Source organism: Egicoccus sp. AB-alg2, from assembly GCF_041821065.1.
GTDB lineage: Bacteria > Actinomycetota > Nitriliruptoria > Nitriliruptorales > Nitriliruptoraceae > Egicoccus.
The window spans coordinates 169,172-193,486 of sequence record NZ_JBGUAX010000006.1 but is presented as its reverse complement, the minus strand read 5'-3'; the positions used below and the strand labels follow the sequence as shown (position 1 = coordinate 193,486).

At 71.6% G+C, this 24,315-nt stretch carries 21 protein-coding genes; 5 read left to right on the top strand and 16 right to left on the bottom strand.

The genetic code is table 11. The annotated features are described in order from the left end of the window. Window positions 1–44: 44 nt before the first annotated feature. Window positions 45–1,274 (top strand): serine hydrolase domain-containing protein, encoded by a 1,230-nt coding sequence (locus tag ACERM0_RS13170; RefSeq protein WP_373679069.1) that lies wholly within the window; start codon window positions 45–47, stop codon window positions 1,272–1,274. Window positions 1,275–1,351: 77 nt separating this feature from the next. On the opposite strand, the gene ACERM0_RS13165 is transcribed toward ACERM0_RS13170, so the two are convergent. Next, a complete protein-coding gene (locus tag ACERM0_RS13165) occupies window positions 1,352–1,723 on the bottom strand; it encodes a glyoxalase superfamily protein (protein WP_373679068.1) in 372 nt (123 codons plus the stop codon). 184 nt (window positions 1,724–1,907) lie between these two features. Between ACERM0_RS13165 and ACERM0_RS13160 the strand changes: the two genes are divergently transcribed. Next, a complete protein-coding gene (locus tag ACERM0_RS13160) occupies window positions 1,908–2,372 on the top strand; it encodes a DUF1801 domain-containing protein (RefSeq protein WP_373679067.1) in 465 nt (154 codons plus the stop codon). A gap of 126 nt (window positions 2,373–2,498) precedes the next feature. Then, entirely contained in the window at window positions 2,499–3,476 is a 978-nt protein-coding gene (locus tag ACERM0_RS13155) for a squalene cyclase (protein ID WP_373679066.1), read from the top strand. 54 nt (window positions 3,477–3,530) lie between these two features. On the opposite strand, the gene ACERM0_RS13150 is transcribed toward ACERM0_RS13155, so the two are convergent. From ACERM0_RS13150 to ACERM0_RS13120, 7 genes are all read right to left on the bottom strand, one after another. Next, on the bottom strand, window positions 3,531–4,409 hold the full coding sequence (locus ACERM0_RS13150) for an HAD-IIA family hydrolase (protein WP_373679065.1): 879 nt from the start codon (window positions 4,407–4,409) through the stop codon (window positions 3,531–3,533). Continuing rightward, window positions 4,399–5,886: a biotin carboxyl carrier protein gene (locus ACERM0_RS13145; protein ID WP_373679064.1), complete on the bottom strand. Its 1,488-nt coding sequence runs from the start codon at window positions 5,884–5,886 to the stop codon at window positions 4,399–4,401. Before ACERM0_RS13145 ends, ACERM0_RS13150 begins: the two co-directional genes overlap by 11 nt. Further along, on the bottom strand, window positions 5,883–7,268 hold the full coding sequence (locus ACERM0_RS13140; protein WP_373679063.1) for an acetyl/propionyl/methylcrotonyl-CoA carboxylase subunit alpha: 1,386 nt from the start codon (window positions 7,266–7,268) through the stop codon (window positions 5,883–5,885). Before ACERM0_RS13140 ends, ACERM0_RS13145 begins: the two co-directional genes overlap by 4 nt. Beyond that, window positions 7,265–7,753 (bottom strand): acetyl-CoA carboxylase biotin carboxyl carrier protein, encoded by a 489-nt coding sequence (gene accB, locus ACERM0_RS13135; RefSeq protein WP_373679062.1) that lies wholly within the window; start codon window positions 7,751–7,753, stop codon window positions 7,265–7,267. Before accB ends, ACERM0_RS13140 begins: the two co-directional genes overlap by 4 nt. Next, window positions 7,750–8,835: a PEP/pyruvate-binding domain-containing protein gene (locus ACERM0_RS13130; protein ID WP_373679061.1), complete on the bottom strand. Its 1,086-nt coding sequence runs from the start codon at window positions 8,833–8,835 to the stop codon at window positions 7,750–7,752. The genes accB and ACERM0_RS13130 overlap by 4 nt, the downstream gene beginning before the upstream one ends. Beyond that, entirely contained in the window at window positions 8,832–10,661 is a 1,830-nt protein-coding gene (locus ACERM0_RS13125; RefSeq protein WP_373679060.1) for a PEP-utilizing enzyme, read from the bottom strand. Before ACERM0_RS13125 ends, ACERM0_RS13130 begins: the two co-directional genes overlap by 4 nt. A 67-nt stretch (window positions 10,662–10,728) precedes the next feature. After that, window positions 10,729–12,753, bottom strand: coding sequence for an acetoacetate--CoA ligase (locus tag ACERM0_RS13120; protein WP_373679059.1), 2,025 nt, complete (start codon window positions 12,751–12,753; stop codon window positions 10,729–10,731). A gap of 109 nt (window positions 12,754–12,862) precedes the next feature. Between ACERM0_RS13120 and ACERM0_RS13115 the strand changes: the two genes are divergently transcribed. Beyond that, a complete protein-coding gene (locus tag ACERM0_RS13115; protein WP_373679058.1) occupies window positions 12,863–13,702 on the top strand; it encodes a helix-turn-helix domain-containing protein in 840 nt (279 codons plus the stop codon). On the opposite strand, the gene ACERM0_RS13110 is transcribed toward ACERM0_RS13115, so the two are convergent. The 5 genes from ACERM0_RS13110 to katG all read right to left on the bottom strand — a co-directional run bounded on the left by ACERM0_RS13110 (window position 13,663) and on the right by katG (window position 20,869). Further along, complete coding sequence (locus ACERM0_RS13110; protein ID WP_373679057.1) at window positions 13,663–14,616, bottom strand: NADP-dependent oxidoreductase; 954 nt, start codon at window positions 14,614–14,616, stop codon at window positions 13,663–13,665. The two genes, ACERM0_RS13115 and ACERM0_RS13110, sit on opposite strands and share 40 nt — an antisense overlap. A 78-nt stretch (window positions 14,617–14,694) precedes the next feature. Further along, complete coding sequence (locus tag ACERM0_RS13105) at window positions 14,695–16,839, bottom strand: sulfatase-like hydrolase/transferase (RefSeq protein WP_373679056.1); 2,145 nt, start codon at window positions 16,837–16,839, stop codon at window positions 14,695–14,697. Beyond that, entirely contained in the window at window positions 16,836–18,362 is a 1,527-nt protein-coding gene (locus tag ACERM0_RS13100) for a methyltransferase (protein ID WP_373679055.1), read from the bottom strand. Before ACERM0_RS13100 ends, ACERM0_RS13105 begins: the two co-directional genes overlap by 4 nt. After that, complete coding sequence (locus tag ACERM0_RS13095) at window positions 18,359–18,547, bottom strand: hypothetical protein (RefSeq protein ID WP_373679054.1); 189 nt, start codon at window positions 18,545–18,547, stop codon at window positions 18,359–18,361. The genes ACERM0_RS13100 and ACERM0_RS13095 overlap by 4 nt, the downstream gene beginning before the upstream one ends. 123 nt (window positions 18,548–18,670) lie before the next feature. Next, window positions 18,671–20,869, bottom strand: coding sequence for a catalase/peroxidase HPI (gene katG, locus ACERM0_RS13090; RefSeq protein ID WP_373679053.1), 2,199 nt, complete (start codon window positions 20,867–20,869; stop codon window positions 18,671–18,673). Window positions 20,870–21,067: 198 nt separating this feature from the next. Here katG and ACERM0_RS13085 point away from each other — a divergent pair, with 198 nt between their 5' ends. Further along, entirely contained in the window at window positions 21,068–21,490 is a 423-nt protein-coding gene (locus ACERM0_RS13085) for a Fur family transcriptional regulator (protein ID WP_373679052.1), read from the top strand. Window positions 21,491–21,500: 10 nt separating this feature from the next. Here the strand turns inward: ACERM0_RS13085 and ACERM0_RS13080 are convergent, their stop codons facing one another. From ACERM0_RS13080 to ACERM0_RS13070, 3 genes are all read right to left on the bottom strand, one after another. Next, complete coding sequence (locus ACERM0_RS13080) at window positions 21,501–22,331, bottom strand: alpha/beta hydrolase (RefSeq protein ID WP_373679051.1); 831 nt, start codon at window positions 22,329–22,331, stop codon at window positions 21,501–21,503. Window positions 22,332–22,468: 137 nt separating this feature from the next. Beyond that, window positions 22,469–23,149: a response regulator gene (locus ACERM0_RS13075; protein ID WP_373679050.1), complete on the bottom strand. Its 681-nt coding sequence runs from the start codon at window positions 23,147–23,149 to the stop codon at window positions 22,469–22,471. Continuing rightward, window positions 23,146–24,312, bottom strand: coding sequence for a sensor histidine kinase (locus ACERM0_RS13070; RefSeq protein ID WP_373679049.1), 1,167 nt, complete (start codon window positions 24,310–24,312; stop codon window positions 23,146–23,148). Before ACERM0_RS13070 ends, ACERM0_RS13075 begins: the two co-directional genes overlap by 4 nt. Between the last annotated feature and the right edge of the window lie 3 nt (window positions 24,313–24,315).

Here is a 24,315-nt window from a genome sequence, read left to right as displayed (position 1 = left end):
ACGTCGCTCTGCCGCATGCGCCGTCGAACCGGAGGGCAGGTGCGATGGTCGTCCGTGCGAAGGTCCGGCACCAGACCCGGGTCGACCACCCCGAGGTCGAAGGCACCGTCGCGCCCGGCTTCGAGCCGGTGCGCGACGCGTTCGTCGGCAACTTCACCGAGCGCGGCGAGCTGGGCGGCGCCGTGTGTGCCGTGGTGGACGGCGAGGTGGCCGTGGACCTGTGGGGCGGGGTCCGCGACGCGACGAGCGGCGACCGCTGGACCGCCGACACGATGACCCTGGTCCACTCCACGACCAAGGGGCTGTCGGCCATGGTCCTGGCGCTGCTGCACTCGCGTGGCCTGCTCGCCTACGACCAGCGGGTGGCCGCGTACTGGCCCGAGTTCGCGGCAGCCGGCAAGCAGGACGTCACCGTCCGGCAGTTGCTCGCCCACCAGGCGGGGCTGTTCGGCTTCGACGAGCCGGTCGACCGCGAGCTGGTCGCCGACCTCGACCGCCTGGCCGGCGTCATGGAGCGCCAGCGTCCCATCTGGCCGCCGGGGGAGCGGCAGGCGTATCACGCCATCACGCTCGGGTTCTACGAGAACGAGCTGGTGCGGCGCATCGATCCCGCGCACCGCACCATCGGCCGCATCCTCCACGAGGACATCGCCGTCCCCCTCGGAGTCGGCGAGGAGGTCTTCATCGGCACGCCGGCGTCGGTGCCGAACGAGCGGCTCGCCGTCCTGGTGCCCCCGGGACGGTGGGCTCGGCTGACCTCGATGCCAATCTCGCTCACGGTCGACGCGCTGCGGCCCCACTCGGTGCTGCACCGCTCGTTGGTGGCCAATCCCGGGACCGGCTTCTACGTCGACCGCGACCGCGTGATCGTGCGGGAGATCGAGGTGCCCTCGGGCGGGGCGGTCGCCAGCGCCCGGGCCATCGCCACCGCCTACGGCGCGTTCGCCGCGCCTGGCGGACCGCTCGACCTGCGGCAGGAGACCATCGACGCGCTCGCTGCACCGGCCACGCCGGCGCGACAGGGCTGGTACGACGCGTGCTTCCGCGGACCGGCCAAGTTCTCGCTGGGATTCATGAAGCCCAGCGAGACGTTCGCCTTCGGCGCCGACACCGCGTTCGGCGCTCCGGGAGCGGGCGGCTCGATGGGATTCGCGGACCCCGCGCTGCGCCTCGGATACGGCTACGTGACGGATCGCATGGGCATGGACCTGCGGGGCGACCCGCGTGACGTCGCCCTGCGTCAGGCACTGCACGCGGCCCTTGCCAACGCCTGACCCGTGGCGGGGGTCGTCACGGCGGCGCGCCGCCGGATCCGGGGCCACGACCGCCGGTGCCAGGCCCCCGAGCGGGCTCAGGGTGCGGCGGGCAGCTGCTGCAGCGACCAGGTGTTGCCGTCCGGGTCGGCGAACGCGACGAAGGTGCCCCACGGCTGTTCGTCGGGTTCGGTCGCGTCGACCCCCCGGCCGGTGAGCTCGTCCCGGACGGCGCGGACGTCTTGGACCACCATCTGCAGCCCCTGCTGGGATCCGGGCGCCATCTCCGTGATGCCGTCCCCGATGACGATCGAGCAGGCCGACCCGGGAGGCGTGAGCTGCACGAACCGCAGCTGCGGGTGGACCTGGTGGTCGTGGTCGCACACGAAGCCGACCTGATCCGTGTAGAAGGCCTTGGCGCGGTCGACGTCGCTGACCGGCACCGGCACGAGTTCGAGCTTCATGTCCACGACGGCTCCTCCCGGCCTCTCCGGCACCCCCGTGGCGCCCGGCGACCGCTCCCGACCGTAGGACGCGACGCGGACAGAGGATGTCCGCCCCCTTCGGTCAGGAATCGAGAAGGTCCGGTCAGGGCGGGCGTCTACGGTGCCGATCCAACGCATGGACGCCAGCAGCGGACGAGGGGAACAACGGATGGGCACGACATCGACGCCGGACGAGGGCGCGGCCGCGGCCGAGGGGTTCTCCGAGCAGGAGCGGGCCGCCATGAAGCAGCGGGCCGAGGAGCTGCGGGCCCAGGCGGACCGCGGAGACAAGGCCGCCGCCGACGAGGCGGACGTGCTGGCCAAGATCGCCGAGATGCCCGACGAGGACCGCGCCCTGGCCGAGCGCGTGCACCACGTCGTGACGACCGTCGCACCGGAGCTGTCTCCGAAGCTGTACTACGGCCAGCCCGCGTACGCCCGCAAGAAGAAGGTCGTCTGCTTCTTCCGCAGCGGGCGGATGGACAAGGAGCCCTATTCGACGTTCGGGTTCAGCGGCGAGGCGAACCTCGACGACCCCAGCGGTCTGTGGCCGTCGTCGTACGCGTTGGCCGACGACGTGACCGAGCAGGCCTGGGAGCGGCTGGCCGCGCTCGTCGCGCAGGCCGTCAGCTGACACGGCGCGCCGCGGGCCCCCGAGCGCGACCGCCCGAGGACGTGACGCGTGACGCACGAGGCGGCTCGACACCGGCGACGTCGCCGGACATGCTGCAGCGTCGCTGAACGAGCCGGGAGGGGGGCGATGACCGACGAGCAGGCGGTGATCGACTGGCTGATGGACCCGGACGAGTCGGATCCGGCGATCCGGTGGCAGGTCATGCGGGACCTGCTCGACGCGCCGGCCGAGGAGTGGCAGGCCGAGCGGGCCAGGGTGGAGACGCACGGCTGGGGGGCCCGCCTGCTCGCCCACCAGGACGACGACGGGCAGTGGGACGGCGGGGCCCACTTCCCGGCCGACTACGTCTGGGGCGGCACCGAGCCGGGCCAGCCCTGGACCACGACGTCGCACGTGCTGGCGCAGCTGCGGGAGTTCGGGCTCGACCCCGCCTCGGACCGCGTCCCGCGCATGGTGCGGCTCATCGGCGAGAACGCCCGCTGGGAGCACGACGGCCAGCCGTACTGGGAAGGCGAGGTCGAGCCGTGCATCAACGGCCTGACCGTCGCCAACGGCGCCTACTTCGGCGTCGACGTCACCCCGATCGTCTCGCGTCTCCTCGACGAACGGCTCGACGACGGCGGCTGGAACTGCGACGCCGAGTACGGCTCGGTCCGCTCGTCGTTCGACACGACCATCAACGTCGTAGAGGGGCTGCTGCAGTACGAGCAGGTCACCGGCGGCACCGACGCCATCCGTGAGGCGCGCCGCTCGGGGGAGGAGTACCTGCTCGCGCGTTCGCTGTTCCGGCGGTTGAGCAGCGGCGAGCCCGCCGACCCGCGCTACCTGGCCTTCGTGCACCCCAACCGGTGGCACTACGACGTGCTGCGCGGCCTCGACCACTTCCGCGCTGCGGCGGCGCTGACCGGTGCGGCACCCGACTCGCGGCTGGGCGAGGCGATCGACCACGTCCGCGCGCGCCGGCTCGAGGACGGGACCTGGCCGCTGGACTGGAACCCGACCGGGCGGACCTGGTTCGACGTCGACGACGGCGAGGGACGGCCCTCGCGATGGGTCACCCTGCGTGCCCTGCGTGTGCTGCGGTGGTGGGACGCCCACCACTGACGGCAGGCCAACCCGTCGACGACGGCGGTGCGCACGTGACGCCGGGAGGAGCGGTCAGTCCCACAGGTCCCGCAACCGGTCGAGCAGTTCGTCCACGCCACGGAACACGAAGTGGGGTCGTTCCTCGGCGGGCAGTGCGGCGAGGTCGTCGGGCCCGCCGACGCCGGTCTCCACCGCGATGGCCAGGCAACCGCCGGCATGCGCCATGGGCGTCTCCAGGGCCGGGTCGTCTCCAACGACCGCGATCTCCTCGAGGGGTAGGGCCAGTCGCTCGGCCGCGCTGCGCAGCAGGTGCGGTGACGGCTTGCCGACGATCTCCGGGGTCACGCCGGTGATCGCCTCGATCGCCCCGCAGATCGCTCGGGACGTGCCGAGCGTGCGACCTTCCGCGGTGGCGAAGAAGAGCGACTGGGACGCGCTGTACAGCCTGGCGCCGCCCCAGATCGCGTGGCAGGCGGCCTCCAGCGGCGGCAGCGTGAAGTCCGGGAACCAGCCGACCATGACCGCGTCGGCCTGCGGTTGCCCGACCGGCTCGACGACCTCCATGCCGGCGTCCCGGATCGGCCCGGCGATGGCCTCGTGTCCGAGTACGACGACGCGTCGCGCGCCCCGCTCGGTCAGCACCGCGACGGCACCGCTCGCGGGGGTCAGCAGGCGGCCGTCCGCGACCCCCAACCCGAGTCCGCGGAGCACCTCGGCGTACGCGGCCGGGGTGCGTGTCGTGCCGTTCGTCACGACCGCGTAGGGCACGGCACGGTCGTCCAGCCAGGCCAGGAGTTCTCGGGCACCCGGCAGCGGCACGAGCCCCTTGTTGCGCCGGTCGCCGAGCACCAGCGTGCCGTCCATGTCGAACACGAAGCCACGGATGGTGCGCAGCCGTTCGTCGGCCGACGCGACCGCCGCGCCGCCGGCTCGCTCGCGATCAGCCGCCATGAGGAGCTCCCTGCCCTCGACTGCGTACGGTCAACGCGAACTCGTCGGATCCCACGCTCAGTTCGGCGATCGGCGGCCGGTCCGCGAGCTCCCGCAGCAGCCGGTCGATCGGCTGCCGCTCAGGGTTGTACGACGCCGGTGACGGTCCCGCGGCCAGCATCGCGTGGACCTGCTCGGCCGGCATCGTGGCTCGGAGCAACAGCTCCTCGTCCGGCAGGTGGCGACCGAAGCGGGCGCGAAGCTCCTCCGGCGTCGGCGGTGATGGCTCCTCGGCGAGCTCCTGGGCCCGGCGGCGACCGAGGATCCGGTCACGGACGTCCGGGTCGACGGGAACCGTCGGGCGGCCGAAGCTGCCGAGCACGTACCGGATCACCTGATCGGAGACGTTGCGGTAGCGCTCGCCGTCGATGACGTTGTACAGCGCCTGGGAGCACACCATCTGGGGGAACGGCGTCACCATGATCGGATACCCCAGTTCCGCGCGGACCACGCCGACCTCCTCCATCACGTCGCCGAACCGGTGCTCGAGCCCGAGCTCGGCGAGCTGTCGGCGCATCGTGGTCATCACGCCACCGGCGACCTGATGGCGAAGGAACGAGGCGTCGTACTCCTGCGGTGTCCCGAACGGGAGGGACTCCGCCCGGGCCAACCGACGGAAGTACTCGGCGACGACCGCGAGCAGCCGGTCGTCGACCTCGACCTCGTGCCCGTGCTCGCGGACGTTGGCGACCGTCCGTTCGGCGTCGGGCAGGGACGTGCCGTTGGACAGCGCGCCGCACGCCACCTGCAGGACCTCCACGCCCAAGGCGGGTGCCGCGGGGTAGGTCAGCGGCGACAGGCCGAGCGTGCAGTGCGAGTGGAGTTCCAGCGGCGTGCCGTCGAGCGCGGCCGTGATCCCGGGAATCAGGGTCCGGGCGCGATCGGGCGTGAGTAGGCCGGCGGGGTCCTTGATGTAGACCCGATCGATGTCCGGGCAGGCGGTCATCTCCGCGGCCAGGCGGGCGTAGAACGCGTCGTCGTGCACCTCGCTGACGGTGTAGGTCAACGCGGCGATGATCTCGGAGCCGCCCGCCTTGCGGATGGCTGCGGCCGTCGCGCGCACCGCATCCATGTCGTGCATCGGATCGAGCACCACGAACCGCGAGAGACCGTTGACCACGAGCCGGTCGTAGATCAACTGCATGACGTCGGGATGCTGTCGTTCCCACGAGATGAACCGGAAACCGGTCCCGATGAACTGCAGCGGCGTGTTCGGCATGGCCGCATGCGTTCGCCGGATCCGTTCCCAGGGGTCCTCGCGGTGCGTGCGGACGGAGACGCCCATGTGGGTGCTCGAGGTGAAGTCCAGCGCGCGAAACCCCACCCGGTCCATCACCGGGGCGATCTGCAGGACGTGGGGCGTCTTCAGGCCGACCGCACCCCACAGGCTCTGGTTGCCGTCACGTAGCGACACGTCGACGAGTTGGATCCGGGTCATGGGCCGAGCCTCCCGGCGGGCGCAGCGGCGGGGGCGGGGGAGCCGTGTTCGAGGAACTGCGGGAACCACCGGGTGTCCACGCCACCACGGGCGAACTCCGGATCGTCGGCGACGGCCAGGTGCATCGGCACGGTCGTCGACACCCCGTCGATGGCGCATCGGCGCAGGGCACTGCGCAGCCGCTCGAGCGCCGACGGCCGATCCCCGGCGTGGACGATCAGCTTGGCGATCAGCGAGTCGTAGAAGGGCGGCACCACGGCGCCGGCCTGCACGTGCGTGTCGATGCGGATTCCCGGTCCGGCCGGGAAGATCGCCTCGGTCACGGTGCCGGGCGTCGGGGCGAAGTCACGCTCCCAGTCCTCGGCGTTGATCCGGCACTCGAAGGCATGACCGCGGAAGGTCACGTCGGACTGCCGCAGTCGCAGCGGCTGGCCCTCGGCGACCGCGATCTGCTCGGCGACGAGGTCCACGCCGGTGATCGCCTCCGTGACCGGATGCTCCACCTGCAGCCGGGCATTCATCTCGAGGAAGTAGAACGAGCCACGCTCACGGTCGACGAGGAACTCCACCGTCCCGGCGCCGCGGTACCCCAGGTGGCGCGCGAACGCGACGGCGGCGTCGTGCATGCGATCGCGCAGCGCGTCGTCGAGGCAGGGCGCCGGCGCCTCCTCGATGAGCTTCTGGTAGCGGCGCTGGACCGAGCAGTCGCGGGTGCCGAGGTGGACGACGTCGGCACCGTCACCCAGCACCTGCACCTCGACGTGCCGCCCGGAGACGACGAAGCGTTCGAGGTAGACGCGCGGGTCGCCGAAGGCCGCCTCCGCCTCGGCCATCGAGCGGTCGAGTGTCGTGCGCAACTGCGAGCGATCCGTCACCCGTTGCATCCCGCGCCCACCGCCGCCGCCGACGGCCTTGACCAGCACCGGGAGGCCGAGCCGGTCGACCAGCGACTCGGCGCTCGCAACGTCGTCCACCTCGCCGCCGGGGACGACGGGCAGACCGGCCTCGAGCGCGTGACGGCGGGCGGTGAGCTTGTCGCCGACGGCCGCGAGCTGGCCGGCCGTGGGGCCGACGAAGACGATGCCGGCGGCGTCACAGGCGCGGGCCAGGCGTTCGTTCTCGGAGAGGAACCCGTACCCGGGATGGATCGCGTCCGCGCCGACGGTTCGCGCTGCGGCGACGACTGCCTCGACGTCGAGGTAGCTCTGCCCGGCGGGGGCGGGGCCGAGCCGGACGACGCCGTCGGCGAGGCGCGCCGGTAGCGAGTCGAGGTCCGCGTCCGAGGCGGCGAGGATCGCCTCGATGCCGAGCCACTGACAGGTGCCGATGATCCGGGCGGCGATCTCGCCGCGGTTGGCGATCAGCACTCGACGCAGGATCACGGTACGTCCGGTTCGACGACCATCAGGATCTCGTCCTTCTCGGTGAACTCCGCGTTGCCCTTGAGGATCTCGACCACCGTCCCGACCACGCCTGCCGGGACCGAGTTCATGAGCTTCATGGTCTCCACGATGCCGACCGCCGTGTCCTCGTCGACGTGGTCGCCGACCTCGACGAACGGGTCGGCGCCGGGTCGCGGCGCGCGGTAGAAGGTCCCGAGCAGCGGGGCTCGGACCGCCAGCCGCCCTTCGAGTTCGACCGGCTCACGCTCGGGCGCGTCCGGCGCGCCGGTGGTCGCGGTGGCGTGGGCTTCGACGGTGACCGCCGGCCGTGGCGGCGCCGTCACCTGGCGGACCTGGGTCCAGCCGTCGCTGCCCGAACGCCGCAGCCGCACATGGAACCGGTCGGTGGTGACCTCGAACTCGTCGAGCGGGACCTGATCGAGCAGCCGGAGGAGCTCCTGGACGTCGTCGTTGGTGAGGTTCACCGGTCGTCTCCGCGGTGACGGGCCTGCCCGCCGAGCACCCCCAGCACGTGGTCGAACGCGCGTGGTTTCGGTGCCGCCACGGGCTGTGCCGGCCGGTTCGCCCACACCGTCTCCGGACGGCTCTGCAGCAGCACGATGTCGGTCTCCCCGGCGTCCGTCGGGATCGCCCACTCGATGTCCTGCGGGCAGCCGTAGTGCTGTTCCACGCGGCGGGCCAGCCGGGTCAGGGCGGTGAGCTGGGACTCGCTGAGGCAGGGGCGCGCCTGCAAGTCCTCGGGCACCTCCTCGGAGACGACACCGTGACCGCTGGGGTCCATCCGGTGCCAGTGGGTCTTGACCGCGATCTCGCGCTTGACGACCTCGCCGGTCACCTTGCTGACGACCAAGGCGTCGGGCGTGACCTCGCCGCTGACCATCGCGGACCCGAGCCCCCAGCCGGATTCGATCGCGATCACCGACGGGTCCCCGGTGGTCGGGCTGCACGTGAACATCACCCCCGAACAGCGGGCGTCGACCATCTCCTGGACGACGACCGCCATCGCGAGCCCGTCCTCGCCGAGCCCGCGCTGTCGCCGATACGACACCGCCTCCAGGCTGTACAGGCTCGCCCAGCACCGGCGTACGTGCTCGACGACGTCCTCGGCGCCCCGCACCCACAGGTAGGTGTCCTGCAGGCCGGCGAAGCTCGCCTCGGCACTGTCCTCGGCCGTCGCGCTCGATCGCACGGCGACAGGTGTCGCGTCAGCGCCGAGCTCCCGGTACGCCGCGACGATCGCGTCGCGCACGTCGTCGGGCAACGGCGCGCCGAGGATGCGGTCCCGCAGCGGTCGGATCGTGGGGTCCGCCGCCGCGGCGTCTGGCGGCAGCTGCCCGATCCTGGCCCGCAACTCGGCACCGGGGTCCAACGTCTCCAGCGCACGCAGGAACCCGCGGGTCGTCACCACGAAGCCGGGGGGCACGGGGATGCCCGTGCGGATCAGCTCGCCGAGGCTCGCGCCCTTGCCGCCGACCTCCGGCCGGTCGTTCGTCCCGAGCTGGTCCAGGCGTCGGACCAGCTCGGTCGCCTGCCCCGGTCTGCTCATCGGCCGTCCCCGTCGAGGATCGTGACGATGCCTCGGTCTCCGTCGACCCTGAGCCGCTGCCCGGTACGGATGCGCTCCGTGGCCTGACCGGTCCCGACGACCGCCGGCATGCCGTATTCGCGGGCCACGATCGCCGCGTGCGACATCGTCCCGCCGATGTCGGAGACGGCGGCCCGGATCTTGCCGAAGACCGGGCCCCAACTCGGGGCCGTGACGGTCGCGACGAGGATCTCGCCGTCGAGCACCTCGCCGATCTCGTTGACGCTGCGCAGCACACGGGCGGTGCCCTCCACCACGCCGGGTGAGGCGGCGTAGCCACGGATCTCGTTCCCGCTGACGTTGGCGGCGGTGGCCCACGCCTCGATCGTCTCCGAGGTGACACCCCACAGCATCTTCACGGCGGGATCGTTGAGCGCCTCGGGGACCGGCCCGAGCGCGGGCGGCGGGTTCCACTCCGCCAGGGTCGCCAGCATCTGCTTGCGGTCGGCGACGACCGCCTGGACGTGCTCGGCGCTGACGACCGATCCGCCGGCCGCCCACGCGAGCATCACGTCCGCGAGGGCCTGATCGACCTCGTAGTGCTGCAGGTGGAAGATGTCGTCCGCCTGCTCGACGACCCCGAACCGCTGCAACAACGCCCCGAACTCCCGCAGCTTCGCGTACCAGCGGCTGGTGAACCAGTGTTCGCAGTAAAACTTGTGGTCCTCGACGTACGGGAAGACGACGCGACACAGACCGAGCATCTGGTCGAACGCGGCCCGGTCCTCGTCCGTCTGCAGCAGCGACCGGTACTCGGCGACGATCCGTTCGCGTTCTTCCTGCAACTGCTCCGTCGGGCGCAGCAGCGGGTCGCCCTCCTTGGCGAGCCTGACGTACCGCGGCAACGCCGAGAACGGCACCGTCAGGTCGTCGTTCCAGCTGCGGTGGTGGTGGTAGAAGCCGTCACCGGTCGAGACGTTGAACCAGGGGTCGCGTGCCTCGTCCATCGCCTTCACCCATTGCGAGCCGGCTTCTCCGCGGGCTTCGAGCTGCGCGAGGATCGCGTCCGCTCGGGCGTCCTCGACGAAGACGTCGTCGAGGCCCAGCTCGACGGCCAGCCGCGCCAGCTTCTTCAGCTCCTCGTCGGGCCGGTACATGATCACGTCGATGCCCGCGACCATCCGCGCGACCATCTGATCCGGGATCTCGGGGAACGCCGTCTTGCAGAACTCGAAGAACACCACGTAGGCCCCGTAGCCGAGCATCAGCAGCTCGGTGTGGTGGTGCCACATCATCGAGAAGAGGTCGATGCAGCGGTGCCACCGTTCCCGCACGAGGTGGTTCTGCGCATACCCGCGTGCGCTCGTGATGGCGTCGAGGTCGTCGAGCTCGGGCAGCGCCGGCACCTCGATGTCGTCCACCTCCCGGATGAGGGCGTCGATGCGCGCCTTCCAACCGGTGTAGATGTCGTCCCAGTTCTCGTAGTAGTGGCCGGCACGCCGCTCGAACTCCTGCAGCCGGCGGGCGACCTCGTCCTCGTCGAGCACCGGGTTCGCCGTGATGTAGACCCGTCCGTTGACGATCCGGTGCTCGATGCCGAGGGTCGTCGGGAAGGCGAACAACCGCGCCGTGTTGGCCCCGATCGCCGTGTACGGCACCTCCGCCGTGATGGCGTCGAACGCCGGCATCGGCTCGGGGAAGTGCATCGAGTTGTAGAACCAGAACCGCTGGTCGTCCCCGGGCCGGAACCTCGTGAACGCGGGGTACATCGACGCCCAGTTCTCGGCCCCCGGCACATCGGTGATCTCGCTCGGCAGCGGAAAGGTCCGCTCGCTCGCGTCGGTCATCGTTCTCCCATCCTCCCGGTTGGCGGCCGACCGCCTCGTCGCGTCTCCCTCGCGTGGTCCGGCCGCGTCACATGGCGTGCTGACGTGCGTACTCCAGGAACGGCTCGAGCGCGGCAGGGTTCGCCACCGCCTCGAGGTTGACGGCCTGCTCGACGGGTGTGCCGAGCAGGAGCTTGCGGACTGGCACCTCCAGCTTCTTCCCGGTCAAGGTGACGGGGATGTCGGGCACGGCCACGACGTCGTCGGGGACGTGGCGCGGCGTGTAGTCGCGCCGCAGCCGGTCGCGGATCCGGTCGACGACGCTCGCGTCGAACTCCACGTCGGGTGCGGGCTTGACGAACAGCGGCATGAAGAACCCGCCGTCGGCGCGTTCGAGGTTCACGATCAGCGCGTCCTCGACCTCGTCGAGCTGCGCGAGGGTGCGGTAGATCTCGGCGGTGCCGATGCGGACGCCGTGACGGTTGAGCGTGGCGTCCGACCGCCCCAGCACGTAGCAGCCGCCCCGCTCGTTGATGCGGAAGAAGTCGCCGTGCCGCCAGACGCCCGGGAAGTCGGCGAAGTACGTCTCGCGGTACCGCTGGTGGTCCCGGTCGCCCCAGAAGCCGAGCGGCATCGACGGCATCGGTTCGGTTATCACGAGCTCGCCGACCTCGTCGACCACCGGTCGGCCGTCGTGGGCGAACGCTGCGACCGCCACACCGAGGGAGGGGGCCTGGATCTCGCCGGCCCGGACCGGCAGCGTGGGCACACCACCGACGAACCCGGTGCAGCAGTCGGTGCCGCCGCTCCCGGTGGCGACCCACAGGTCGTCCTTGACGTTGCGGTAGAACCAGGCCGTGATCTCGGGGGAGACCGGTGACCCGGCCGGCATGATCGTGCGGAGCGCCGACAGGTCGAACTGCTCGCGCGGGACGACGCCGGCCTGATCCATGAGCCGCACGTAGCTGGGGCTGGCCCCGAAGAGCGTCGCACGGGCGTCCTGCGCCACGCGCCACAGCACCTCCGGGCCGGGATGGGCCGGGTTGCCGTCGTACAGGATCGGGGCGACGCCAAGCAGCAGCGAGCTCGCGATGAAGTTCCACATCATCCAGCTGGTCGTCGTGAAGAAGAACAGCCGGTCCCCGCGCCGCAGGTCCATGTGGAAGGTCTGGAGCTTGAGCTGCTCGAGCAGGATCCCGCCGTGGCCGTGCACGATCGCCTTCGGCAGTCCCGTGGTACCCGAGGAGAACAGCACCCACAGGGGATGGTCGAACGGCACCTGCTCGAACGCGAACTCCTCCGCCGGGACGGCTGGACCGTCGAGGACGTCCTCCCAGCGGTGGCTCGCCACGTTCTCGGTCGTCGGGGGCGTGCCGTCGCCGAACCGGTGCGAGACGTGCACGACCTGGGTGAGCGTCGGCAGTGCCTCGACCAGCTGGCGCACCTCGTCGCGTCGGTCGAACTCCCGGCCGCCGTACCGGTATCCGTCGACGGCGAACAGCACGGTCGGTTCGAGCTGGGCGAACCGGTCGGCCGCGCCGCGCCATCCGAAGTCCGGTGAACAGCTCGCCCACACGGCGCCGATGGCGGTCGTCGCGAACAGCGCGACCATGGCCTCGGGGATGTTGGGCACGTAGGCGGCGACCCGCTGCCCCGGCTGCACGCCGAGCTCGCGCAGCCGGCTCGCCAGCGTCCGGACCTGGGCGGCCAACTCCTCCCAGGCCATCCCGGTCGAGGGCACGTCCTCGCCGACGTGGTAGAGCGCGTCGCTGCCGGGACGCACCTGGCGGAGGACGTGCTGGGCGTAGTTGAGCCGGGCACCGGGAAACCACTCGGCCCCCGGCATCTCGCGACGGCCGAGGACTCGCTGCGGCGGCGCCGACGCCTGGATGTCGAAGTAGTCCCAGAGCGCGCCCCAGAATCCCTCGAGGTCGGTCGTCGACCAGCGCCACAGCTCGAAGTAGTCCCCGAAGTCGTGGCCCCGCCGGTCGCGCAACCACTCCAGGAAGTGGGTCAGGTTCGTGCGCTCGATCCACTCGGCGCTGGGGGACCAGAGGGTCTCGCCCTCCGCCACGCCATGCGCCGTACCGGCCCCGACGACCTGGTCGACCACCTCGCCTGCTCCCGGCCTCTCCCGCTCTCCACGATCGAGGCTGCCCCGGCTCCGGACGAAGGGCAAGGAGAAAACGATAGGATTTCGGAGACCGGAACGTGGGACGAGCTTGCGGCAGTACCAGGTCGAACCGATCACGGCGCTCGGCCGTGGCCTGCAGGTGCTGAAGGTGCTGCACGAGATGCGGGCGGCGAGCCTCCACGACCTCCACCTCGCCACAGGCCTGCCCAAGAGCACGCTGACGCGGATCCTGTTCACCTGCCACCAGCAGGGCTTCGTCTGGCAGCGGCTGGCCGACGGCGCGTTCCTGCCGAGCCATTCGCTGCTGCACCGCGGCCAGCTCGACGACACGGACTGGCTCGTGGAGGTCGCCTCGCCCGTTCTCGAGGACCTCGTGACGAAGAGCCGGTGGCCATCGGTGCTGTCGGTGCCGCGGCTGGACTACATGGAGACGCTGGAGACCAACAGCCGCAAGGCGTACTTCGACGACGTGCGGCGCAACCCGGTCGGCTACCGGGTCAACATGTTGCGCTCGGCGTCCGGCCGGGCCTACCTCGCGTTCTGCGCCGCGACCGAACGGGAGTCGGTGCTGCGACGGTTGCGGCAGAAGACGACGCCCGGCCACGAACTCGCCCACGACGACGCGTGGATCGAACGGATGGTGCGTGAGACGCGGGCACGCGGCTGCAGCGTTCGTGACCCGGACTTCGGCGGCGACTACGCCGGTGGTCGGGACGTCCACGACGACCAGCGGATGTCGATCGCCGTGCCGATCCGCAGCAGCGAACGGGTGATCGGCTGCATCAACCTCACCTGGCGCCGTCGGGTACTCAGCGTCGAACGAGTCGTCGAGCAGCATCGCGACGACCTCTACGCCGCGGTGACCGAGATCGAAGGGCGGATCCGCGCTCAGGCACCGACGGTCAGCACCAGCTTGCCCGGCGTGTGACCGGACTCGATCGCCTCGTGGGCGGAGCGGGCGTCCGCCAACGGGAACGTCCTGCTCACGTGGACACGGAGGCGGCCGTCGGCGACCAGGACGCTGGCGGCCAGCAGGCCGGCCCGGTCCGGCTCGACCAGGATCGGCACCAGGCGGACGCCGCGGTCCTCGGCGAGCCGCCGGGCATCGTCGGCGAGGCCACCCGGCGCGATCACGACCTGCCCGCCGCGCCGGAGTGTCTGGATCGACGCGACCGTCGCGTCGCCACCGACGAGGTCGAACACGACGTCGACGGGCTGCGTGGCTTCGGCCAGGTCCGCGTCGCGGTAGTCGATCAGTTCGTCGGCTCCGAGGTCATGGAGCAGGTCGTGCTTGGCGGCACTGGCGACCGCGACGACGTGGGCGCCCCGGGCCTTGGCGATCTGCACGGCGACGTGCCCGACCCCGCCGCCGGCGCCCTGCACGAGGACCCGGTCGCCGGACGCGACGTGGGCCGTGTCGACCAGCGACTGCCAGGCGGTCAGCGCAGCCATCGGCAGGGCACCGGCGTGCACGTCGTCGAGGCCGTTCGGGGTCGCGACGAAATGCCGTGACGGGGCCGTGACGTACTCCGCATAGGCGGCGGCCTGCTGGGGGAACCGTGGCATGCCCATGACCCGGTCACCGACGCCGAACAGGGTGACCCCACGCCCCACCGCGTCCACGGTGCCGGCGACGTCCCACCCGAGCACGAACGGTGGTTCGCCGAGCACCGAGGCCATGCCCCGTCCCGATCGCGTCTTGGCATCGACCGGGTTGACGCCGGCGGCGGTGACGCGGACGCGGATCTCGGTCGGGAGCGGGTCCGGGACCGCAGCCGTGCCCGGGCGCAACACCTCGGGGCCGCCGAAGGTGTCCTGTGTGATGATCCGCTGTTCGCTCATCGTGCTGCCCCGCGGGCCGCGTCAGGGGGCCGTGTCGCTGTCGCGGGGCGGAGCGTAACCTCCGCCACCGACGGCGCGTCACCCGGCCGTGCCGGCTGACTCGGGCGCACGCGCGATCGGGCGCAGGGTCGAGGTGTCCTCGTCGACCAGGAAGGCCTCGACGTCGTTGCTGCCCGCCAGGAACAGGCTCGGGTCGAGCATCGCCTTGATGCGGGCCGGCCCCTCCGAGGGCTCGATCACCAGACCGACGCCCGCGACGACGTCGTCGACGGCCACTGCCACCCACTGCCCGGACTCGAGCCCGGACACCTCGGCCTCGTAGAACGCCGGCAGCCGGCCGGACTCCGGATCGACGTCGTCGTAGGCGTCGTGATGGAGCGGCTCGACGACCGCTTCCTCGACGGGGTCCCCGCGCTGCAGCGCCTCGCCGACCAGATCCCCGTGCGGACCCATGGCGTAGAGGTCGTGCGGACCACCGCCCGGGCCGAACAGCTCGGCGTTCTCGCGGGCCAGCTGCAGCGGATCGGCAACCGCGAGGTCGTCGGACAGCTCGCCCAGCGGCTGCCAGAACTGACGCCGCTCACCGGCGTCCTCGGCCCGCAACGAACGGCCGTCGAACTCCCAGTCCGTCGGCAGCTGTACGCCCACCACATCGGCGACGGTGGGCACGACGTCGATCACGCTGGCGTCGCGCGGATCCACCTCGCCGTCTTCCTGTGACGGGTAGCGCACGAACAGCGGTACCGGCAGGACGTCGGCCAGCTCCGAGGGCTGCGGGCTGGAATACGCCCGTGGGTGGCCGTGCGGCCGGAAGCTCAGCCCGTGGTCGCTGACGACGACCAGCAGCGCGTCTTCCAGGTCCTCCCGCTCCAGGCGGTCGAGCAGCTGCTCGAGCAGACGGTCGACGTACTTCACCTGCAGCTGGAACTGCTGGCGGTAGACGATCGAGGCGTCCGGCCGGTGATGACTCCACCAGTCGAACGGAAAGGCCCGCGGGTAGCGGGTGCCGTCGGGAAGCAGCGTCGACGGACGGTGGGGGAGCCGCTCGTGTGCGAACCACAGCTGCGGGCTCGCCTCCGCCTCCAGGGCCTGCAGCGCCGCGCCGAACCGGTGCCGCTCCGGACGCGCCTCCGCCTCGCCATCGCCGTCCGGCCCGTCCTGGTCGGTTGGGTCGCCGGTCCCGGTCCCGTCCGTGGCGGGCGAGTCCATCCCGAAGCCCGCCCACTGGCCGGAGATGGAGGGCAGTACACGGTCCGCGAGGCGCTGCGGCAGTACCTGGTGGCCGGCCACGACCGCGACGTCCCGAGACAGGCTCGGCTGCTCCTCCGCGACCGTCTGGGCACGCTCGTCACACAGTTCGGCGGGGCACAGGCGCGTGACCCATTCGTGCACGCGCAGGTCATGCGAGCCGCCCAGCATGGTGAACAGCGACCGCGGATGCGCGGCCGCCACCGGCGACGCGGCCGCCTCGGCCCCCACCTCCGGCAGCCGGCCGGTCAGCAGCGCCGGCACCGCCGCGGTCGTCTCCGGCGCCACGGTGGTGGCGTTCGGGTACCACGTCGAGGTGGCGGCCAGCCGGGCGAACCCCGGGAAGCGTGCCTCGTCGATCGCCCCGGATTCGTCCAGCAGCGCACCGAGCGGGAGCTCGTCGAAGATCACCATGACGACGTCGGTCGCGCGGGCCTCGGCCGCCGCCAGCGACTCCGGGTCGTCGCCCACCACCAGCGCACGCACCGGCGAGAAGAACAGGAACACCACGGCGAACAGCAGCGGCGCCGGCGCCAGGAACGTGGTGAAGCTGCGCACCGGCTCCAGCCGGGCGTAGGCCGTCGCACCGGCCGCGCCGATCACCAGCAGCAGTGCGGCGTACGCCGGCAGCGGCAGTGCGGCGGCCCGGTCCACCGCCGAGGCGATCGTCACGCCCAGCAGGAGGCCGACCACCACGGCCATCGCTCGCTCGCCAACCGCCACGGACCAGGCCCGGAGCGCCTCCACCACGAGCACGAGCAGCGCCGCCGGCCCCAGCAGCACGGCCACCGCCACCAGCAGCACCTGCAGGCGCGACGCGTCGTGCGTCACGAAGAAGGCGACCCCACCTCCGAGTACATCGAGCAGCGGCTGCGCCACCGCCAGTCCGCACAGCCCGAAGATCCGCAGCGCCCGCACCAGGGGACCGCCACCAGGGCCGGGGCGAGCGTCGGCCGGCCGCTCCGTGGTGCTCACGGCCCCGAGGGCCGCGTCTCGCCGTCGGGCACGGGCTGCGCGGACGCGGTCGCGTGGACCTCGATCGGCTGGCCGCGGCCGCGGGGGACGAGGTCGTACAGCAGCCGCGTGCCCCGCTCCGTGCGCAGCCGCGTGTCGAACCGCGTGGCCAGCGCCCGCTCGAGCGCGTCGACGCCGTACCGGTCGGCCGGCACCGCCCGGTCCTTCTTCTGGGCCATCAGCAGCGCCACCATCGGGTCCTCGGGCGTGGGGAACTCGAGGATCACCTCGCTGGAGAACTCCGCGAGGAAGGCCACGACCTCGTCCAGCGGGATGCTCTCCGAGATCGCGAGGTGGTGGACCAGCGCCAGGCACAGCACGAGGTCGGGACGGACCCGCGCGACGAACGGCGACCGTTCGCGCGCCCGCCAGCCGAGCCCGCCCGACGGGTCGGCGAGGTCCATCACGAGCGGCAGGATCCGCTCCTCACCCTGCTCGGACAGCTGCCGGTAGAGCCGGTCGACGACCAGCGGATCGTGGTCCACGGCGACCACGTACTCGGCGGACTCGAGGGCGATGCGGCTGAAGTGCCCGTCGTTGGCGCCGAGGTCCAGCACCTGCCGCCGCGGGCGCTCGCCGGCCACGCGGCGGACGAGCTCCTCCTTGGCGCGCAGGTCCTCGGGGTCGTAGTGCTGACGGTCGGAGTACTCCGACCACACGGACCGGGTCTGCTTCCACTCGAGCCGTTCGACCAGCTTGCGCAGCTTGCGCAGCTGACCGCGGATGACCGCCGGTCCGTAGCCGGCCGACTTCAGCTCGGCCCGCACGTCGTGGCCGTCGGGGCCGGCATCGGTCTTGCGCCGCTCGGCGAGGCTCTGCAGGGCGACGTGGATGAACAGCGACGGTCGCGCCAGGTCCCACCAGCGCAGGCAGGCCGCGCAGGTCTGTGGCGTGACGCCGCGCACCGAGCCGCGCAGCAGCGGCTGGTGGGGCACCCCGCGACGGGCGGTCAGCAGCAGCGGGTAGAGGAACTGTTGGCAGAACTGCCGGTAGCCGAACCACGGCTCGCCGGGAGACAGCCGCTCGAAGGAGCCGAGGTCGATGTGCGTCGGCCGGGCACCCACGAACTGGACGTTGTAGGGGGTGGCGTCCTTGGTGGTGAGGCCCTCGTCGAGCGCCGCAAGGGGCAGGTCGAGCTGGAGCAGGGCCGCGTCGCGGAGCATCGCGAAGGGCCACTCGTACGGGTAGGTGACGACCGGGATCCGCTCGTGCTCGAGCACGGCCGCCCAACCCGCCTGCTCCAGCGCGGCCGGTGGCGCGTCCAGCAGCTCCGTCGCGACGAGTTGCCGCTGCTCCACGGCCCGGGCGAAGAAGCCGGAGGCGCGAAGGGAGGCGAAGTCCCGTGCGGCGGTCTCGTCGAGGCCGCGCAGCACCCGGTCCTCGTGGAGGAACACCCGGTTGGTGGGGTCGCGGAAGGAGCCGGGGTCCGGCTGCGCCGTCGGGTCGCCTTCGTGCGTGGGACGCGGCTGCGCAGGTTCGGTCATTCGCCCGTCAGCTGGCTGCGAGCTTCCTCGGCGGCCAGGCGGTGCTTCTCCGAGAAGAGCCCGAGGAACCGGTTCCAGTACATCTTGACGAGGACGGCGATGCCAGCGCCGCCCGCGGCCAGGGCGGCCAGCACCAGGCTGGCGGTGCCGCCGTCGAGATAGGCGAGCATGGGCTCCACGGCCATCGTTTGCCTCCCGTTCCACGACGCGTAGGACTCCGGAAGGCTACCGGTAACCCGGGGCGGGGGAACCGAACGGCGTGCGGCCGCCCCGGACGGGGCGGCCGCACGCGTGCGATGCGGTTCGCGTCAGCGGTGCAGATCGAAGCGGTCGTTCTGCATGACCTTGACCCAGCCCTGGACGAACTTGTCGATCATGTGGTCCTCGCCGCCGGCGGAGGCGTACTCCTCGGCGATGGCGCGCAGCACCGAGTTGGAGCCGAAGATCAGGTCGACGCGCGTGGCGGTCCACCTCGTCTCGCCCGTCTTGCGGTCCTTGCCCTCGAAGCGGTCCTCGCCCTCGCCGATGGGCTCCCAGACGGTGCCCATGTCGACGAGGTTGAAGAAGAAGTCGTTCGTGAGCTGACCCAGACGGTCGGTGAAGTAGCCGTCGGTGTTGTCGTCACCGGCGTTCGCGCCGATGGCGCGCATGCCACCGAGCAGGGCCGCCATCTCCGGCGCGCTGAGGTTGAGCATGAACGCCCGGTCGATCAGGTAGTGCTCGGAGGGGATGCTCGTCTGCTTCTGCAGGTAGTTGCGGAAGGCGTCGTGCACCGGCTCGAGGTAGGCGAACGTGTCGACCTCGGTCATCTCCTGGGTCGCGTCGGTGCGACCCGGGGTGAACGGGACCGTGATGTCGCGACCGGCGGCCTTGGCCGCCATCTCGACACCGACGCTGCCGCCGAGGACGATCGTGTCCGCGAGCGAGATGTTGAACCCGGACGCGTCCTTGACCTCCTCGAGCTTGTCGATCACGGCCGACACGCCCGAGCGCAGGTTGACGTCCCAGCTCGCCTGCGGCTCGAGACGGATGCGTGCGCCGTTGGCACCACCGCGGTGGTCGGTCTGGCGGTAGGTGCACGCCGACGCCCAGGCCGTGCCGACCAGCTGTGCGGCGGTCAGCCCGGAGTCCGCGATCTGCTGCTTGAGCGTCGCGATCTCGTCCTCGGTGACCAGCGGCCCCTCGTGCGCGGGGACCGGGTCCTGCCAGATGAGCTCCTCGTCGGGCACCTGGGGGCCGAGGTAACGGGCGCTCGGGCCCATGTCACGGTGCAGGAGCTTGTACCAGGCACGGGCGAACTCGTCGGCGAGCACGTCCGGGTTCTCGCGGAACTCCTTGGCGATCTCGAGGTAGTCGGGGTCGGCGATCATCGCCATGTCGGCGGTGTTCATCACCGGCGGGTTCAGCTTGCCCTCGACGTGCGCGTCGGGGACCCAGAACCCGTCCTTGACCTCGACGGGTTCCCACTGCTTCGCGCCGGCCGGCGACTCGGTGACCTCCCACTGGTGGGAGAAGAGGGTCTCCAGGTAGGTGTTGTCCCACGTGGTCGGCGTCGGCGTCCAGGCGCCCTCCAACCCCGAGGTGATGGTGTACTCACCCAGGCCGGTCTCGTGGGTGTTGGCCCAGCCGAAGCCCTGCTCGTGGATCTTGGATTCCTCGGGCAGACCGCCGACCGCCTCCTTCGGCCCGTTGCCGTGCATCTTGCCGAAGGTGTGCCCACCGACCGTCAGCGCGACCGTCTCGCGGTCGTTCATTCCCATGCGGCCGAAGGTCTCGCGCACGTCCTGTGCGGACTTCAGCGCGTCCGGGACGCCGTTGGGGCCCTCCGGGTTGACGTAGATCAGACCCATCTGGACCGCGGCGAGCGGGTTGTCGAGGATCCGGCTGCCGTCCTCCCAGTCGCCGGTGTAGCGCTCGTCGTTGGTGGCGAGCCACTCGGTCTCCGGACCCCAGTAGATGTCGTCCTCGGGCGCCCAGATGTCGGCGCGACCGAACCCGAACCCGAAGGTCTTGAAGCCCATCGTCTCCAGCGCGCGGTTGCCGGCGAAGACCAGCAGGTCGGCCCAGGAGATCTTCTCGCCGTACTTCTTCTTGACCGGCCACAGCAGGCGTCGGGCCTTGTCCAGGTTGCCGTTGTCGGGCCAGCTGTTGAGCGGCGCGAAACGCTGCGCACCGGTGCCGCCACCGCCGCGGCCGTCGATCGCACGGTAGGTGCCGGCGGCGTGCCACGACATGCGGATGAAGAACGGGCCGTAGTGACCCCAGTCGGCGGGCCACCAGTCCTGGGAGTCGGTCATCAGCGCGTCGACGTCGCGGGTCAGTTCCTCGACGTCGAGTTGCGAGAACGCCTCGGCGTAGGAGAAGTTCTCGCCGAGCGGGTTCGCGTCCGGGTGCTTCTGGTGCAGGATGTTCAGGCTGAGCTGGTCGGGCCACCAGTGTTCGTTGCCCTGCAGGCTGGGCGTGGTCCGCGCGCTCCACTCTCGGCGCGAGGCTTGCTGGTCGGACACGATGTCCTCCTCGAAGGGTCCTGGGGTCGCTCGGGGCTGCGGGCGACGGCGGCCGAGTCGAGCAGATCGACCACGTCGGGTGCGACGCCCCCAACCTAGAACAATTCCAAGGATGGGGGCAACCTGCTCTTGGAGCAGTGGGGTCTCTGGTAGCGTTCCGGCCGCATCGACCCGTCGAACCGTCTCGAGGAAACGTTCGTGCAACCGCTGGTGGAGCGCCTGCGCGACCGTGGCTGGCGCCTGACGGCGCAGCGACGCGTCATCGCCGAGGTGATGGCTGGCGAGCACGTCCACCTGGCGGCGGACGAGGTGTTCGTCCGGGCGCGGGCGATCCTGCCCGAGGTCAGCCTCGCCACGGTGTACAACACCCTGCATGAACTCGTGGACATGGGCGAGCTCCTGGAGGTCGCCCACGCCGACGGCCGCAAGCGCTACGACCCCAACGTCCAGCACCCCCACCACCATCTGCTGTGCGTGGAGTGCGGGCGCATGCTCGACGTCCACGTCGACGACCCGCGGCTACCGGACGGCGAGCAGCACGGCTTCGAACTACTCGGCGTCGACGTCACGTTCCGGGCCCGCTGCCCCGACTGCGTGGGTGCGCGCACGACCGCGTCCTGAGCCCCGGACGTCATGCGGACCGGGCCGTGGGCTGGGCGGTGTGCTCCAGTGCCCAGCGCAGCGCCTCGTCGGCGATCGCCTCCCACCCCTCCTGTGCCGGCAGCAGATGCGCGAAGCCGCGATGTTCGCGCAGTTCGGTCACCGTCGCCGCCTTGTAGTGGCGCAGGTTCGCGCGTTGCACCTTCGGCGGCATCAGGTGGTCCTCGGACCCGGAGACGAACAGCAGCGGCGCCCGCGCGCCGTTGCGGTAGTCGACCGCCGCGGCCTGCGGCCCGGGCTGGAAGTTCGCCAACACCCCGTCCAGCAGGATCCGGCCCGAGGCCGGCACGGCGTAGCGCTCGTACAGCCGCCGGGACTCCTCTTCGGAGAACGTGTTGGTGAAGGCGTAGCGCCACTGCTGGGGCGTCAGCGCGACGGCCCGATGGTGGTTGGCCGGGTTCTTCAGGACCGGGAACGTCGCGCGCACCTGGGACAGCGGCACCGTGCGCACGCCCTCCGTCGGGGCCGAGTTGATCGCGACGCCGCATGCCCCGTAGCCGCGGTCGAGCAGGATCTGCGTGAGCGCCCCGCCGGCCGAATGCCCCATCAGGATCGGCGCGCGATCCAACGCCCCGACGATCCGCTCGAGGTGTTCGACGATGGCCGGCAACGTCAACGCCTCGATGGGTGAGGGATCGGCGTTCAGCGCTTCCACCTCGACGTCCATGCCGGGGTAGGCGGGTGCCAGGACCCGGAAGCCGTACGACTCGTAGCGGCGGATCCAGTGCTCCCACGAGCGAGGGGTCACCCAGAAGCCGTGGATGAGGACGATGGTGTCGGGACCGTTCGGTGGCGGTTGCATCCGTGCTCCTCCGGTGTCGCGCCTGCCGACCATCCCGCACCCGCGTCGGCCGGTCATCACCCGGGCCACACGTGCTGGCCGAGGCGTCCGGCGGCCGTCGCGGCGGCTCTCGCGGCCGCGAGAGCAGCCCGCGTCGGTCAGGCCAGGGGGTGCACGCGCGCGGCGGAGCGGTCCGGGCCGGGCTCCACGACGCCGTGCTCGTACGCCGCGATGACGAGCTGGACGCGGTCGCGGACCCGGAGCTTGGTCAGCAGCGCGCTGAGATGGGTCTTGACCGTCGTCGTCGCGAGGTGCAGCTCGCGTCCGATCTCCGCGTTGCTCAGGCCACGCGCGACGAGCTGCAGCACCTCGGCCTCACGGTTCGTCAGCTCCGCGGGGAGCGGGCGGCGGGGCTGCGGTGAGCCGAAGCGGTCCACCAGCCGCCGGGTCACGGCCGGCGCCAGCACCAGATCGCCGTCGGCGGCGGTCCGTACCGCCGCGACGAGCTGATGCCGCGGTGCGGACTTCAGCGCGAAGCCGGACGCGCCGGCCCGGAGGGCCTCGAACACGTACTCGTCGAGGTCGAACGTGGTCAGTACCAGGACCCGGGGTCGCCACCCCTTGGTGTCCAGCAGCGTGCGGGTCGCCTCGAGGCCGTCGGTCCCCGGCATCCGGACGTCGACGATCACCAGGTCCGGCCGCAGCAGCCGCGCCTGACGTACGGCTTCGTCGCCGTCGCCGGCCTCGCCGATCACCTCGAGGTCCGCCTCGGCGTCGAGGATGGTGCGCAGCCCTTCGCGCACGAGCTCCTGGTCGTCCACCAGCAGCAGGCGGATCATGCCACGACCTCGGCGGCCATCGGCAGCCGGGCGGCGACGCGGAAGCCGCCCTCGCTCGTCGGGGCGCCGACGAAGTCGCCGCCGTACGACTCGACCCGCTCGCGCATGCCGGCCAGCCCGCGGCCGGCGCCCGGCACCGAGGTGCCGACGGCCCGCGGTGGGCCGTCGTCATGCACCTCGACGTCCACGTGCCCCTCCATGATCGTCACGCGCACCCGGCACGGCGCCCCACCCGTGTGCTTGAGGACGTTGGTCAGTGACTCCTGTACGAGCCGGTAGACGGTCAGGCCGAGGCCCGGCGCCACGGTCTCGGCAGGACCGGCAACCTGCAGGTCGATGGCGAGACCCGCCCGCTCGAACGTCCGCGTCAGCTCCTCCAGGTCGGACAGCCCGGGCAGCGGTGCGTCGACGTCGTCGGTGCCGAGGACGTCCAGCATGCGACGCAGTTCGTCCAGCGCCTGGCGGCCGGTGCGCTGGATGACGGTCAGCGGCCGCTGGACCTTTGCCGGCTGCCGCTCGAGGAGCGCTTCGGCGGCCTCGGCCTGCAGCACGATGATGCTCAGCGAATGCGCCACGATGTCGTGCACTTCACGCGACATGCGACCCCGCGCCGCGGCCACGGCGAGACGCGCGGTCTCCTCCCGTTCGCGGGCCAGCGAGTCGGCGAGGGCGGAGAGCCGGGCCGCGGCCAGCCGGCGGCTGCGCACCAGACGGCCGGCACCCCAGGCCCCGCCGAAGTACACGATCGGGAACACCATGTCGGTGACCGGTGCCTCCGGCTCGGTGACGACCGAGATGACCCCGACGCCGAGCAGGATCGACGTCAGGGACGCCACCGCCACGACGCGCCGGGTGCCGTTGGCGACCGCGAACGCGACGATCATCAGCGCGACCCACGAGCCGAAGGCGAGCGTCGGGCCGGTCAGCAGCGCCTGCACCAGGGCTGCACCGAGCACGGCGGCGGCCGCACCGATCGGTCGCGGCTCCCGCCAACGCAGAGGGAGCGCGTGCGCCACCGAGAACACCGCCGCCGCCAGCGGCGGGAGCGTGCCGGCCGCGGCCATGCCCGGCGTGATCTGGTCGAGCACGAGCACGAGCGGGACCGGCCACCAGGCCCGTACGACGGGATCCGGCGCCAGCGTTCGCGTCCGCAGATCGATCATCGA

Bases quoted from the DNA above. Each gene is read 5' to 3' on its own strand.
- ACERM0_RS13170 (WP_373679069.1), top strand. From the start codon at position 45: ATGGTCGTCCGTGCGAAGGTCCGGCACCAGACCCGGGTCGACCACCCC.
- ACERM0_RS13160 (WP_373679067.1), top strand. From the start codon at position 1,908: ATGGGCACGACATCGACGCCGGACGAGGGCGCGGCCGCGGCCGAGGGG.
- ACERM0_RS13155 (WP_373679066.1), top strand. From the start codon at position 2,499: ATGACCGACGAGCAGGCGGTGATCGACTGGCTGATGGACCCGGACGAG.
- ACERM0_RS13150 (WP_373679065.1), bottom strand. From the start codon at position 4,409: ATGGCGGCTGATCGCGAGCGAGCCGGCGGCGCGGCGGTCGCGTCGGCC.
- ACERM0_RS13145 (WP_373679064.1), bottom strand. From the start codon at position 5,886: ATGACCCGGATCCAACTCGTCGACGTGTCGCTACGTGACGGCAACCAG.
- ACERM0_RS13130 (WP_373679061.1), bottom strand. From the start codon at position 8,835: ATGAGCAGACCGGGGCAGGCGACCGAGCTGGTCCGACGCCTGGACCAG.
- ACERM0_RS13125 (WP_373679060.1), bottom strand. From the start codon at position 10,661: ATGACCGACGCGAGCGAGCGGACCTTTCCGCTGCCGAGCGAGATCACC.
- ACERM0_RS13110 (WP_373679057.1), bottom strand. From the start codon at position 14,616: ATGAGCGAACAGCGGATCATCACACAGGACACCTTCGGCGGCCCCGAG.
- ACERM0_RS13100 (WP_373679055.1), bottom strand. From the start codon at position 18,362: ATGACCGAACCTGCGCAGCCGCGTCCCACGCACGAAGGCGACCCGACG.
- ACERM0_RS13095 (WP_373679054.1), bottom strand. From the start codon at position 18,547: ATGGCCGTGGAGCCCATGCTCGCCTATCTCGACGGCGGCACCGCCAGC.
- ACERM0_RS13080 (WP_373679051.1), bottom strand. From the start codon at position 22,331: ATGCAACCGCCACCGAACGGTCCCGACACCATCGTCCTCATCCACGGC.
- ACERM0_RS13075 (WP_373679050.1), bottom strand. From the start codon at position 23,149: ATGATCCGCCTGCTGCTGGTGGACGACCAGGAGCTCGTGCGCGAAGGG.
- ACERM0_RS13070 (WP_373679049.1), bottom strand. From the start codon at position 24,312: ATGATCGATCTGCGGACGCGAACGCTGGCGCCGGATCCCGTCGTACGG.